The 13,251-nt window shown below is 63.9% G+C and carries 12 protein-coding genes and 2 pseudogenes; 12 read left to right on the top strand and 2 right to left on the bottom strand.

What is annotated here, in order from left to right; all coding sequences use genetic code 11:
* Positions 1 to 65: 65 nt before the first annotated feature.
* The 9 genes from ACVJ5M_RS14620 to ACVJ5M_RS14580 all read left to right on the top strand — a co-directional run bounded on the left by ACVJ5M_RS14620 (position 66) and on the right by ACVJ5M_RS14580 (position 8,640).
* Complete coding sequence (locus ACVJ5M_RS14620) at positions 66 to 1,424, top strand: formimidoylglutamate deiminase (protein WP_354098245.1); 1,359 nt, start codon at positions 66 to 68, stop codon at positions 1,422 to 1,424.
* Positions 1,421 to 2,149: a histidine utilization repressor gene (hutC, locus tag ACVJ5M_RS14615; RefSeq protein WP_014493578.1), complete on the top strand. Its 729-nt coding sequence runs from the start codon at positions 1,421 to 1,423 to the stop codon at positions 2,147 to 2,149. The genes ACVJ5M_RS14620 and hutC overlap by 4 nt, the downstream gene beginning before the upstream one ends.
* Before the next feature lie 105 nt (positions 2,150 to 2,254).
* Positions 2,255 to 3,199, top strand: coding sequence for an ABC transporter substrate-binding protein (locus tag ACVJ5M_RS14610; protein WP_135216088.1), 945 nt, complete (start codon positions 2,255 to 2,257; stop codon positions 3,197 to 3,199).
* 71 nt (positions 3,200 to 3,270) lie between these two features.
* Positions 3,271 to 4,044, top strand: a complete 774-nt coding sequence (locus ACVJ5M_RS14605; RefSeq protein WP_028156759.1) for an ABC transporter permease — start codon at positions 3,271 to 3,273, stop codon at positions 4,042 to 4,044.
* A complete protein-coding gene (locus tag ACVJ5M_RS14600; RefSeq protein WP_063981932.1) occupies positions 4,041 to 4,826 on the top strand; it encodes an ABC transporter ATP-binding protein in 786 nt (261 codons plus the stop codon). The genes ACVJ5M_RS14605 and ACVJ5M_RS14600 overlap by 4 nt, the downstream gene beginning before the upstream one ends.
* A complete protein-coding gene (locus ACVJ5M_RS14595; protein ID WP_063981931.1) occupies positions 4,819 to 6,051 on the top strand; it encodes a Zn-dependent hydrolase in 1,233 nt (410 codons plus the stop codon). Before ACVJ5M_RS14600 ends, ACVJ5M_RS14595 begins: the two co-directional genes overlap by 8 nt.
* Before the next feature lie 683 nt (positions 6,052 to 6,734).
* A complete protein-coding gene (locus ACVJ5M_RS14590) occupies positions 6,735 to 7,388 on the top strand; it encodes an Arm DNA-binding domain-containing protein (protein ID WP_354098243.1) in 654 nt (217 codons plus the stop codon).
* Positions 7,328 to 8,134: a site-specific integrase gene (locus tag ACVJ5M_RS14585; protein ID WP_354098242.1), complete on the top strand. Its 807-nt coding sequence runs from the start codon at positions 7,328 to 7,330 to the stop codon at positions 8,132 to 8,134. The genes ACVJ5M_RS14590 and ACVJ5M_RS14585 overlap by 61 nt, the downstream gene beginning before the upstream one ends.
* A 131-nt stretch (positions 8,135 to 8,265) precedes the next feature.
* The gene (locus ACVJ5M_RS14580) at positions 8,266 to 8,640 is read left to right on the top strand and encodes a nuclear transport factor 2 family protein (RefSeq protein ID WP_063981897.1); all 375 of its coding nucleotides are present in this window, start codon (positions 8,266 to 8,268) and stop codon (positions 8,638 to 8,640) included.
* An 84-nt stretch (positions 8,641 to 8,724) separates the two neighbouring features.
* Here the strand turns inward: ACVJ5M_RS14580 and ACVJ5M_RS14575 are convergent, their stop codons facing one another.
* Positions 8,725 to 8,946 (bottom strand): hypothetical protein, encoded by a 222-nt coding sequence (locus ACVJ5M_RS14575; RefSeq protein WP_085405589.1) that lies wholly within the window; start codon positions 8,944 to 8,946, stop codon positions 8,725 to 8,727.
* Positions 8,947 to 9,575: 629 nt separating this feature from the next.
* Here ACVJ5M_RS14575 and ACVJ5M_RS14570 point away from each other — a divergent pair.
* From ACVJ5M_RS14570 to ACVJ5M_RS14560, 3 genes and pseudogenes are all read left to right on the top strand, one after another.
* Positions 9,576 to 11,263, top strand: a pseudogene (locus ACVJ5M_RS14570) (aspartate:alanine exchanger family transporter).
* 115 nt (positions 11,264 to 11,378) lie between these two features.
* A pseudogene (locus ACVJ5M_RS14565) lies at positions 11,379 to 11,697 on the top strand (dienelactone hydrolase); the annotation flags it as partial.
* Between the two features lie 30 nt (positions 11,698 to 11,727).
* Positions 11,728 to 11,946, top strand: coding sequence for a hypothetical protein (locus ACVJ5M_RS14560; RefSeq protein ID WP_187387978.1), 219 nt, complete (start codon positions 11,728 to 11,730; stop codon positions 11,944 to 11,946).
* Positions 11,947 to 12,028: 82 nt separating this feature from the next.
* Here ACVJ5M_RS14560 and ACVJ5M_RS14555 read toward each other — a convergent pair whose 3' ends face one another.
* Positions 12,029 to 13,180 carry an AI-2E family transporter gene (locus tag ACVJ5M_RS14555; protein WP_084795347.1) on the bottom strand — a complete coding sequence of 384 codons (1,152 nt, stop codon included), beginning with the start codon at positions 13,178 to 13,180 and terminating at the stop codon, positions 12,029 to 12,031.
* Positions 13,181 to 13,251 lie beyond the last annotated feature (71 nt).

Raw genomic sequence — 13,251 nt, 5'->3', positions numbered from 1 at the left:
GGATGCTTGACTTATATGTCTAGACATATAATCGTGGGGCGGTTCTGTCCAGCCGGCGTGTAATCATGACCCGACTGCATTTCGCCTCCGCGCTCCTGCCTTCGGGCTGGGCCAATGACGTGCAGATGGTGATCACCGCCGGCGCGATCGCCGAGGTGACGCCGGGCGTGGCGCCGGCCGCCGGCGACGAGCGTCATGGAATTGCGCTTCCGGGGTTGGCGAGCCTGCACAGCCACGCATTCCAGCGCGGCATGGCGGGGCTGGCCGAGCTGCGCGGCGATAGAACCGATACGTTCTGGACCTGGCGCGACACGATGTATCGCTTCGCGCTGGCGATGACGCCGGAAGATGTCGCCGCCGTTGCGACGCTGTTGTATGTCGAGATGCTCGAACAGGGCTTTACCCGCGTCGGCGAATTCCACTACCTCCACCACGATCGCGACGGCTCTCCTTATGCCGACCTCGCGGAAATGGCTGCCCGCATTGCACAGGCCGCCGAAGCTTCCGGCATTGCGCTGACGCTGCTGCCGAGTTTTTATGCGCATGGCTCATTCGGCGGCGCCGCACCGCATGCCGGACAACGCCGCTTCATCTGCTCGGTCGATCAGTTCGCCGCGCTGATGGCAGGATCGCGCAAGGCGATCAGCAGATTGCCGGACGCCGATATCGGCATCGCGCCGCACAGCCTGCGCGCGGTGACGCCGGACGAACTCGCGGCGATCATTCCGCTCGCGGATGGCGGGCCGGTGCATATCCATGCCGCCGAGCAGGTGAAGGAAGTCGACGATTGCCTGGCCTGGTCGGGACGACGGCCGGTGCAATGGCTGCTGGAGCACGCGCCGGTCGATCAACGCTGGTGTCTCATCCACGCGACCCACACGACGGATGCGGAAGTGACCGCATTCGCCAGGACTGGCGCGGTGGCGGGTCTCTGCCCCATCACCGAGGCCAGTCTCGGCGACGGCATCTTTCCGGCGCGCGAATTCGTCGATGCCGGCGGTGCGTTCGGTGTGGGCACCGACTCCAACGTGCTGGTCGGCGCAGCCGACGAACTGCGCCAGCTCGAATATGGCCAGCGTCTCAAGCATCGCGAGCGCAACGTGCTCTCCGGCGGTGCAGGCCGCTCGACGGGACGTACGCTGTTCGATCATGCGCTCGCGGGCGGTGCGCGCGCGCTGGCACAAGCGACGGTTGGCCTCGGGCCCGGCGCACGCGCCGACATCGTCACGCTCGACACCGCACATCCATCGCTCGCGGGACGTTTGCGCGACGCCGCCATCGACGGTTGGATTTTTGCCGGAGGGACCGGCGCGATCGATTGCGTCTGGGCCGGCGGCCACAAGGTCGTCGAAGGCGGACGACACAGACTGCGACAGACCGCGCGCGAACGCTTCAACGCGGCAGTGCGGAGGCTCGTCGCATGAGCCTGGCCACCGATGCCGCCGACCAGCCGACGCTCTACAAGCGCATCCGCGCCGATATCGAGAAGCGCATCCTGACCGGCGAGTGGCCGCCCGGGCATCGTATCCCGTTCGAGCACGAATTGGTCGCACGTTACGGCTGCTCGCGCATGACGGTGAACAAGGCGCTGTCGGAGCTCGCGCAAGCAGATCTGATCGAACGGCGGCGGCGCGCCGGCTCCTTCGTACGCCGGCCACAGCATCTGTCCGCGGTGCTGAAAATCGCAGACATTCGCGCCGAGATCACCGCGCTTGGCCGCGGCTACGGCTACGAGCTGATCGGGCGCAAGCTGCGCGCGGCGACCGCCGCCGACCGCGAGCGTCTTGGCGTCAAGAAGGCCGGAAAAGTGGTTGCGATCACCTGCCGGCACAGCGCCGACAAGGTGCCGTTTGCCGTCGAGGACCGACTGATCGATCTGTCCTCCGTACCGGATGCAGCGACCGCGGATTTCTCGCGCGAGCCGCCCGGCTCGTGGCTGCTTCATCATGTCCCATGGACGGAAGCCGAGCATACGATCAGCGCCATCGTTGCGGACGATCGCACGGCGGAGGCGCTCGACATCGCCGTCGGCGCGCCTTGCCTCGTGATCGACCGCTATACCTGGCGCAGCGCGCGCACCATCACCGCAGTGCGCCTGCTCTATCCCGGTGACTCTCACCGCCTTGTCGCCCGATTCAAGGGAGGCTGAGAGAACGATGTCGGCACAAATCGTGCAACGCTTCGGGCAACGGTCCATCAGGACCGAATGATCAACAGGGACGTCAATCCATCGATCGGCAAGAGGACGACAATCATGCGTAGTTCGACAATTTTTGCGACAATCATTGCCCTCGCGGCCACCACTCCCGTGCTCGCCGACGACGTCAAGGTCGGCATTGGCATCTCCGGATGGACCGGCTTCGCGCCGCTCACGCTGGCGAAGGAGGCTGGGATCTTCAAGAAAAATGGTCTTGACGTGACGATCAAGAAGATCCCGCAGAAGGACCGCCACCTCGCGATCGCCTCCGGCGACGTCCAGTGCGCGGCCACGACCGTCGAGACCTGGATCTCGTGGAACGCCAATGGCGTTGCGACCAAGCAGATCTTCCAGCTCGACAAGAGCTACGGCGCCGACGGCATGGCCGTGCGCAACGATCTCGCATCGATCAAGGACCTCAAGGGCAAGACCGTCGCGGCTTCCGCGCCCGGCACCTCGCCCTATTTCGCGCTGGCCTGGATGCTGAAGAAGAACGGGCTCTCGGTGAAGGACGTCACCGTCGTGAACCTCGAGCCGGCTGCGGCCGCGCAGGCCTTCGTCGCCGGCCAGAACGACGCCGCAATGACCTACGAGCCGTATCTGTCGACGGTTCGGGCCGCGCCCGACAAGGGCAAGATCATCGCGACCACGCTCGACTATCCGATGGTCATGGACACCTTTGGCTGCACGCCGAAGTTCCTCACCGAGAACCCGAAGGCTGCCAAGGCGCTCGCCGACAGCTATTTCGAGGCGCTCGACATGATCGCCAAGGACCAGGCCAAGGCCTATGAGATCATGGGTGCCGACGTGAAGCAGACCGGCGAGGCGTTCGGCAATTCGGCAAAATATCTGCGCTGGCAGGACAAGGCCGCGAACCAGAAGTTCTTTGCCGGCGATTTCCTGACCTTCAACAAGGACGCCGCCGACCTCCTGCTCGAGATCGGCATCATCAAGGCCGCGCCGAAGGTCGAGGACCTCTTCGACGCGAGCTACATCAAGTAAACCCTTGAGGAGCTGCCGGCCCCGTCTCGCGGCGGGGCCGGAAACTCGTTCACCGCCCGGATAGATCGTTGATGCGTCCCCTGGATCCCGTGACATCGAAGCAGCGCGTGGCTTACGGCCTCGCGTTCTTCGTGCTGTTCGTCGCCCTCTGGTCGTGGGCAACGCTCGGCGGCCATGTGTCGAAGACCTTTCTCGCCAACCCGCTGACCATGATGCAGGAAGGCTATGACCTGCTCGCCAAGCAAGGCTTCCTGTTCGACATCGGCATGACGATCTGGCGCGTCGTCGGCGGCTTCGCGCTCGCTGCGATCATCGCGGTTCCGCTCGGCGTGCTGATGGGCGCCTACAAGCCGGTTGAAGCGTTCCTCGAACCGTTCGTCTCCTTTGCTCGCTATTTGCCTGCCTCGGCCTTTATCCCGCTGTTGATCCTGTGGGCCGGCATCGGCGAATTGCAAAAGCTGCTCGTCATCTTCATCGGCTCGGTGTTCCAGATCATCCTGATGATCGCCGTAACCGTGGGCACCACGCGGCGCGATCTGGTCGAGGCGGCCTATACGCTGGGGGCCAGCGACCGCGGCATCATCCGGCGCGTGCTGCTGCCCTCCTCCGCGCCCGAGATCGCGGAAATCCTGCGGCTGGTGCTGGGCTGGGCCTGGACCTACGTCATCGTCGCCGAGCTGATCGGTTCGTCCTCGGGCATCGGCCACATGATCACCGACAGCCAGGCGCTGCTCAACACCGGCCAGATCATCTTCGGCATCATCGTGATCGGACTGATCGGTCTCCTCTCGGACTTCATGTTCAAGGCGTTCAACGCCTGGCTGTTTCCGTGGAGGCTCGCATGACCACGCTGAAGATCGAACAGGTCTCCCGAACCTTCCCCGCGCGCCACGGCAATGCGCCGACCAGGGCGCTGGAGCCGACTGACCTCACGATCGGCAACAACGACTTCGTCACCATCCTCGGCCCCTCCGGCTGCGGCAAGTCCACGCTGCTTCGCATCGTCGCCGGTCTCGACCGGCCGACCAGCGGGCGCGTCACGCTCGACGGGCGCGAGGTGACCGGCCCCGGCGCCGATCGCGGCATGGTGTTCCAGTCCTACACGCTGTTTCCCTGGCTGAGCGTGCGCGAGAACATCGCCTTCGGCCTGCGCGAGCGCGGCGTGCCCGAGGCGGAGCGCAACAAGATCGCCGATGCCTTCATCCGCCAGGTCGGGCTGTCCGGCTTCGAGAACCACTGGCCGAAGCAGCTCTCCGGCGGCATGCAGCAGCGCACCGCGATCGCCCGCGCGCTCGCCAACGATCCAAAGATCCTGCTGCTCGACGAGCCCTTCGGCGCGCTCGACAACCAGACCCGCGCCTTGATGCAGGAAATGCTGCTCGGGATCTGGGAGCGCGACCAGAAGACCGTGCTGTTCGTCACCCACGACATCGAGGAAGCCATCTTCCTCGGCAGCCGCGTCATCGTGATGAGCGCGCGCCCCGGCCGCATCAAGGCCGAGATCAATGTGGACCTGCCGCATCCGCGCTCCTACAAGATCAAGACCACGCCCGAATTCGTCCAGCTGAAGGAACGGCTGGTCGAGGAGATCCGCACCGAGGCGCTGAAGGTTGCCGAACATGCCTGACACCAAGCCGCGTGCCGATGGGCAACGCGTTCTCGCCGATCTCAATGCGCTCCGTGCCATCGGCGTCTACAAGACCGGCGTGCACAAGCCGACCTTCTCCGAGCCGCACAAGAAGTCGCTCGACTGGCTGGTGCAGAAGCTGCCCGACGCCGGCCTTACCGCCGCGATCGACGGCATCGGCAATGTGTTCGGCAGCAGCGCGAAGCAGGGGCCGAAGCTGCTGGCGGGCTCGCACCTGGAGAGCCAGAACTACGCCGGCTGGCTCGATGGCCCTCTCGGCGTCGTCTATGCGCTCGAAGCGGCCCGCGTGCTCAATGCCGACCCGTCCGTGAAGGGTGCGGTCGAAGTTGCCGCCTGGTGCGACGAGGAAGGACACTTTGGGCATTTCCTCGGCTCCCGCTCCTATGTCGGACAGGTGACCGAGGCCGACATCGATGCCGCCCGCGACCGCACCAGCGGCCGCACCATGCGCGACGCACTCGCCGACATGGGGCTCTCGGGCCGCGCACGCGTCGCTGCCGAGCCGGGACGCCACGTCGGATATCTGGAGGCGCATATCGAGCAGGGCGACACGCTCGAAAGCGGCAAGCTTTCGATCGGCGTGGTGACCTCCATCGTCGGCATCTGGCAGTACCAGATCAATTTCGTCGGCGAGCAGAACCATGCCGGCACCACCCGCATGGCGGCGCGGAAAGACGCCGGCCTCGCGCTGGCCAAGTTCTGCGTCGCGATCGACGAGCGGTTCCCGGGCGCCTGTGGCCCGCGCACGGTCTGGACCACCGGCCGCATGACGCTCGATCCCGGCGCGCCGAGCATCATTCCGGGCAAGGCCGAATTGCTGTTCCAGATCCGCGACGACGATCCGGCTGTGATCTCGCGGCTGGAGCAATTGCTGCGGACCATGGCTGACGAGGCCAGCGCGAAGGGCCCTTGCGCCGTCACCGTGGAGAAGCTGCGCACCGGTGCTCCCGCCATGATGAATCCCGGCATTCAGGACGCAATCGAGGCCGCGAGCAAGGCCCTGGCCGGTGGACGGTCCGTCCGCATGCCCAGCGGCGCCGGCCACGACGCGCAGTTGCTTGCGACCGTCATGCCCGCAGGCATGCTGTTCGTGCCGTCGATCGGCGGCATCAGCCACCACTGGACCGAGAACACCGCCGACGCCGACATCGTCACGGGCGCGCAGGTCTTCGTCGACGCCTGCCGGCGGCTCCTCGGTGGTTAGAACGACGTGCCGCCGCATCTGAACTCCTGGACGATGTCGTACTTGCCCTTCGTGATCGGCACGGCATAGCCGAAGCGCAGCGTTCAACCACACCCGCCTCTGGAATGCTGGGGTCGTCCGCCTTCGCGGGCGATGACAGCGCGTGTTGCAGACACACCTTCGCGCTCTCGCGGCGCATCTCGCCCGAGCTTTGCTTGATCTCTCCACCCTCGAAGCCAAGAGGGCGCAGGGAAGGCCGGGTGCTGACCTCGCACCCGCGGTCCGCTGCGCGAAAGGTAGCGCAAGGAAACCGCACAGCAGCATACAGGTGGTGCCAATCACTCGGCCTTCCCTGCGCAGTGGTTGGACGGCTTATGCCGTGCTCTCCCGGGAGCCGAATTCCTTCTGGCCTCCCTCGTCCTCGCGAAAGTCACCAGCACCGCGCCGGTTGACGCGACTGCCGCATCCGCAAAGGCTTGACCGTAGCGACGACGGCCAGGACCACACGTCTATACTTTGGCATTCGGTGAAACACGCCGAAACTAACCCTTTAAAATTAGGCTTTTTCAACTAGCCTGATGCGGGCTGTTTCAGCGGGCTTCACCAAAATAAGGGCCCGGCCCTAAGCCTTTCAGCGTCCGCACGACAAACTGAAAGCCCCAATGCCGAGCCCTTTGGTCTCAAGCCTTAGGAGCCGAAACCACATGGATAGTAGCATTGCCCCCTCCCCCGCCGGCAAGCGGGGCCGCAACAGCAGCGTCATTCTGACCGACCGCATGTGCGAGAAACGCGTTGCCAAACGGACCAAGCTCTACGACCGTAAGTGCCCTGGTCTGTACGTAAGCATCACCACGACCGGGGTGGCAACCTTCTCGTTCAAGTTCACCGACCGGGAGACCGGCAAGCAACGCACCGGCTGGCTTGGCGTCTACAATGCTGAGACCTTCACGGTCGAGGACGCCCGTAGCAAGGTCTACGGCCTCAGGGCCAGGGGTGGCGAGGCGCTTGCCGAGACCTTCCGCGACCAGAAAGCTGCGAAGGCGAAGCGCGGCAAGACCGTCGCCGAGATCATCGACGAGCGCATCGCGTGGATGAAGACGTTGGTCAAGAAGCCCGATGGCGAGATGCGCCCCCGGCTCGAAAGCTGGCAAAACACCGCGAGCCACCTCGACCGCCTCATCCGCCCACGCCTCGGCAAGAAGCTGGCCATGGAGGTCACCAAGCACGACATCGCCACACTCTCGAACGACATCGTCGCGGCAAGTTCGGCAAGCCCTCGGTCAGCAACGCGCGCCATATGCGCAAGGCGGCCTCGGGCCTGTTCACCTGGGCGGCGGAGGCAGGCCGCGACTATGTGACCGCCAGCCCCTGCGTCAACCTGCCAAAACTCGATCCCGAACATCCCCGCACCCGGGTCCTCTCCGAAGACGAGATCAAGACGTTCTGGCACGGACTGGACCGCAACGACCTTCCCTATGACCGCCGGACCCGGCTCGCACTCAAGTTCGAACTGGTCACCATGCTGCGCTCGCGCGAACTGCTCGGCGCGCATCGGGATGAGCTGTTTGACCTCGACGGCGAGCATCCGCGCTTCGACGTGCCGCTCAAGCGGGTCAAGAAGCGGCGGGTGATCCAGCAGCCGTTATCCGATCTGGCGGTCGAGATCATCAAGGAGGCGCTCGCCTCGGATGGTCAGCAGTTTGTCTTCGAGAGTCCCATGTACAAGGGCCAGCCGATCCACCGGAAAGTGATGGCCGACGCCCTGCGCGGCACCAAGCACGAGACGAACAAGGACAAAACCAAAACCGCTGGCCTCTGCGAGCTGCTCGGTCTCAAGCCGTTCACGCCCCATGACCTGCGCCGGACGGCAGCGACCCTGGCCGGCGACCTCGGCTTCGACGACGCATGGATTGCGAAGTGCCTCGACCACGCCGCGAGCAAGAAGGCCGAGCAGATCGTGCCGACGGTCACCGGCAAAGTGTACAATCACTCCAAGCGGATGAAGGAAAAGCGCGCGGTGCTGGACGGCGTCGCGGCCGAGCTGCGGCGGATCGTCGGCGGGCGGACATCGAGAAAGGACGCCAATATCGACGTTGCGGCCTGATCTATCGCCCCGCCTGAGCTTCGATCAGGCGGGCTTCAATCAGTAGTTCTGCGGGAGTGCGTTCAAGCAGCATTCATCACAGTCCATCTAAGTCCCGCGCCGGGAGCGGCGCGACTGATGATGGAACCTCCATGCCTATTTCGAGGGATGACTTTGACCCCGTTGCCACAGTTGTAGACTGGCTCGACGCCTGCCGGCGTGGAGACGTCAACGCGCTGCTCGATCTGTATGATGAGCGAGCGGTGCTTGAATGCGCCTGCGAAGGCGTCAGCCTGACTGGGCGAGAAGCAATCGCTGCCTACCGGTCACCTAAGCTCGAAACGAAGCGAGTACTCTCATTTTCGCTGGACGACGTGAGCCTGACGGGCCACGGCGTTCAAATCGACTATCAAAATTACGAAGGCAAGCCGGCTCGCGTTTATTTTCGGTTCGGTGTCTCAAACAAGATCATCTACACAAGCTGCGCACCCATGGCTCGGGCGGCCGCCCGAAGCTCCGTCAACTGAGATAACGGTCCGCGCGGCCGCAGAGTTGCGGCGATTGTAGCTCTATCGAGCAGTCATCAGCCCTTCGGCAGACACTCCGCTGCTTCACTTCACCTTCGCTGCTTCATCGAGACACTTGTAACCTGAGCCGCCGCGCGCCATGCACTGGTCGAAGTGTTTTGTCTGCCGCGCTGCCGTTGGTCCAGCAGGCTGCAGCTTTCCGTTCTTATCGACGCATTCGTACAGCAAGCCGGGTGTGCGCAGCGAGCAGGGCATGCACGACTGCTGGGCTTGCACCGCGCCCACTCCGACCAGCAGCAGCATCATCACAAAACAGCTTTGCTATCACATCAAAGGAGGCCGAATCGATTCGCACGGAGTCAAGACGCTGTGAATAGGTCGAATAACTGCGGGGTGTTTCCCCCGGACTCCGCGTGGCGCGCGAATCTCTTGTAGGGTGAGTAGGTCAGGCGAACTTGATTCGTCTGATGTCCGAGGCAGCTGGCGGCCGACCGGCGTGCGATGAAACGGTTCACGTCATGGCCGCCCGGCTGACGATGCGGTCGGATGCCCTTCCTTTGGATCAGACGGTTGCCCCGCGTTGCCCTCTCCGAGCACGCTGTCGAGCGATCGGACGGCGCGTTCATAAACGGGCCTCGTTGAGGTCGGCTTCGCGGCCAGGCAGCAGGGTTAAGGGAGCGATCACAGCGATACCAAGCTCCGTCCATGCAGACCAAGCCGGTAGACCCAAAGCAGAACACGACTGGTACCCGATCGTCGCGGTGCGCCGACGAAGCAGTGACGATGTCCATCGTGCTCATGTCCGAGACGTCGACTGTCCCGAATCCTGCACGGCTCAAAAGGCGAAGGCGTGCCGTCGGCGAGGATTGATCTAGATCAAGCGTCGCCGGGTTTCACGATTCAGATTCGGCGCAAATGGCTGGAGGGCATGCGCCATGGATACCGTCAGGTGGATGATCTCCACCGCTCCGGAAATCTTCCTGCTGCTTTCCATCGCCATCGGCACGGTGCTGGGCCGAGCCAAGATTCGTGGTTTCTCAATCGGAACGACAGCCTGCATACTGGTGGTGGCCGTTCTTATCGGTCAGCTCGGAACCTTTACATTCCCGTCGCTGCTGCGCGTGCTTCTGTTCAGCCTGTTCGTGTTCACGATCGGCTACCGGTCCGGCCCCGAATTCTTCGCCTCCTTGAGCATCCGCACCCTGGCGCAGGTCGCCATGGCGCTCGTGCTCGGCGGCACGGGTCTCATCCTCGTTTTGATATTTGCATTCGCGTTCAAGCTCGATCCGGGCACGGCCTCGGGACTTGCCGCCGGTGGGCTGACGCAATCTTCCATCATCGGCACGGCGTCCGGAGCGCTCGCGCAAGTCGGCTTGTCCGGTGATGCTTTGAAGCAGCAAGAAGCAAACATCGCAGCTGGATACGCCGTCACCTATGTCCTCGGCTATATTCTCACGCTCCTTTACGTGCCGTTTGTCGCACCGAAACTGATGCGGATCGATTTGAAGGCGGAGGCGGCGAAGCTGGAGGCGGAGCTTGCCGGCGGCAACCCGCCACAGAGTGAAAATCTGCACTATCGCAAATTCCAGGCGCGCGCCTACCGGGTATCGGCCGCCGCGGGACGCACGGTCAAGGACGTCGAAGAGGAAATCGGCAGCCGCACTGTCGTCGAGCGAATCGTGCGGCAGGGAGCCGATATCGAGCCGCGCCTCGACAGCATCCTCGAACCCGGCGACGACATCGTCGTCGCCGGGCGAACCGCTGCCCTCGTCGCGGCAAAGCCGATCATCGGCAAGGAAATCGATGCCGACGAAATCCTGAAGGCAATTCCGGGCAATGTGATCGACGTCCTCGTCGACAGCCGCCATCTCCATGGCCGATCGATCAAGGAGATCGCTGAACGCGTCGGCAACGACGCACGCGGCGTCTATCTCCGCACGCTGACCCGGATGGGCCGCGAGGTCCCGTTGGGCCCGGACACCCGCGTCTATGTCGGGGACGTCATGACGCTCGTCGGCAGCACTCGCAACATCGAGCGTGCCGCCACGAAGGTCGGGCAGATCCTGCGCTCCGGCGACCGCGCCGACATCGCCTTTCTCGCAACCGGCATCGCCGCGGGCCTCCTCGCGGGTCTCGTCAGCCTCAGGGTCGGCGGCATCCCGCTGACCTTGGGCGGCGGCGGCGGCGCGCTGATCGCTGGCCTCGTCTGCGGCTGGATGCGGTCGCGCCGGCCGACCATCGGAGCGTTACCACGCGCGGCACAGCAGACACTGAGCGATCTCGGGCTCGGTGGCTTCATCGCAGCCATCGGGCTCGGCAACGGAGCCGCGGCCTGGGCTGCGATACAGGCGCACGGGGCGTTGCTGGTGGGCATGGGCCTGGTCGTCACGCTGGTGCCGCTGATCGTCGCGACACTGTTTGCGCGCTATGTGTTGCACATGAATCCGGTCATCACCTGCGGGGCGCTGGCCGGCGCCATGACCGTCGTGCTGCGGTGACCGGAGCCTGCGAAGTCGCCGAGAGTCAGACCCCAGTACTCGGCGTCGCAGTGCCCTACGCCATCGGCAACGTCGTCCTGACTGTGCTCGGCCCGATCATCGTGGCGCTCACTTATACCGGCTGACGGAGGCGACGATGCGTACGCAGTTGGCCGCAATCTTCCGACCGCTCTTGACGGCTTTGGTTCTCCTTGCCGCCTTCGGCTTGCCGGCCCTCGCCGAAGACAATGTCCGTCTCCAGCGATCATCACCTTTGCAGCAGGTCGCGGCGGTCGCGTCGACGGCAAGCCCAACAACAACTGCGCGCCGGACAGACTGGTCGAAGCGACCGCGGATTTCGGCCCTACCTCGCGGGTGCCATGCTGTGGTTCTATATCGAGACGTTCTTTGGCCCGGCGTTGTTGAAGCGCATGCATGAGGCTTTCACTGCGGCCGGCGGCAGGGCCGATATCATCTGATGCCGCCCTTCGGCAATGAGGGGCATTTCTTCGTCGGCTCGACCGACACAATTCCGATGTGGTCACCGCTCGTCGAAAAATCCCTCAACGCGCATAAATAGTTACGGAGGGTGGCGCCTGGAGACGCAACCATGATCAACGCCCCTTCAACGCCATGGCCCGGGCACGCTCGCACCTTCCTGTTGATTTTGTTCGCAGCGGCCATTGCCGGACCAGCTTCGGTCCAGAACGCCGCGGCGCAAAAGCAGGCCTCTGAGGCGAAGCCCGCCGAGATCGCCCCTCGCGGGCAGCGCGGAGCCAAAGACATCACCTTCGGAGACTGGCAGAAGCTCTATGTTGATCACTGTTGATCACGCTGATGACGGTGCCGAGGAACTGGACTGCCATCGCGTGCTCCCATGGCGGACTCGGCCATGCTCCTGGTTTCGTCGGTCAGCGATTGTTATCCGGCGAAGGGGATGATGAGACGCCTTGATGCAGATCAAGAGAGCGCGGCGGCCCATAGCCAACATCTCCCCGCTGCGGAGCGCGTTCGGTACGGATCCAGGCAACCGTCAGCTCCCAAGCCACCGACAGAATGATCGGTCCGATGAAGAGGCCGATGATGCCGTGGACGAGGGTTCCCCCGATCACCCCGATCAGGATGACGAGCGCGGGTGTGGTCAGGCCTCGCCCCATGACGAGCGGCTTTAGGATGTTGTCGAGCACAGATACGATCGCGAGAAACACCGTCAGCAGAAGCGCGATCGGGAATTCCTTGTCAGTCCAGATCCAGATAATGACCGGCAGGATGACGATCGTTCCGCCGATCTGCACGATCGACAGCAATAGCACCACGAACGCCAGTAGTCCCGCGCTGGCGATACCGGCCAGCTTGAACCCAATGCCGGCGAGCAAGGATTGGACGATCGCGACGCCGATCACACCCTGCGCGACCGCACGGATGGTGGTACCCGCGAGGTCCAGAAAGTGCTCGCTCTGGTCGGGCACGATCTGTGACAGAAAGTCACGACCCGCGGCCACGAGTTGCGGGCCATATGGAAACACGACGCCAGCCACGACCACGGACAGCAGGAACTTCACGGTCCCCACACCGGCATTGCCGGCAAATCCGAGCAAGGTCGTCGCGAAGGGCTTGAGATACGGCACCACTTCGCGCAGAAGCGAACGCAGATTGGTCGAGGCCTGATCCCAGAGATCGAAGAGCCGAGGCCCGACGAGTGGCCAATCCTTGATCGATTGAGGTGGCGACGGAACCAACACCTCGCCGGCGGTCATTTGGCCGGCAAGATCCCTGATCCCGTCGACTGCGCCCATGCCGAGCCACGTCGCGGGCCCAATAACAACGGCGAGACTGATAAGGGTTAGGATCGCTGCCGCAAGTTTCGGCCGGTCGCCGAGGATTTTGGCAAGGCGCTGAAACACCGGATTAAGCGCGACGGCGAGCACGACACTCCAGGCCAGGATTGGCACGAACGGACGGATCAGGAGCAGTGTCCAGACGATCAGGACCGCGAGCAACCCCAGCCGGATCACAAGCTGGATGACCTCGTCTCCGAAGATGATCTGGCGGAGTGTTCTCACGGACGCGCCTTCAGCCTTGGCCACGCATGTTGCGGGTGAGTGAGCTAGTTCCCCCTCTCGCGCGGAGGTCT

The organism is Bradyrhizobium sp. S3.7.6 (assembly GCF_054061875.1).
This window is presented reverse-complemented; position numbering and strand designations above follow the sequence as displayed.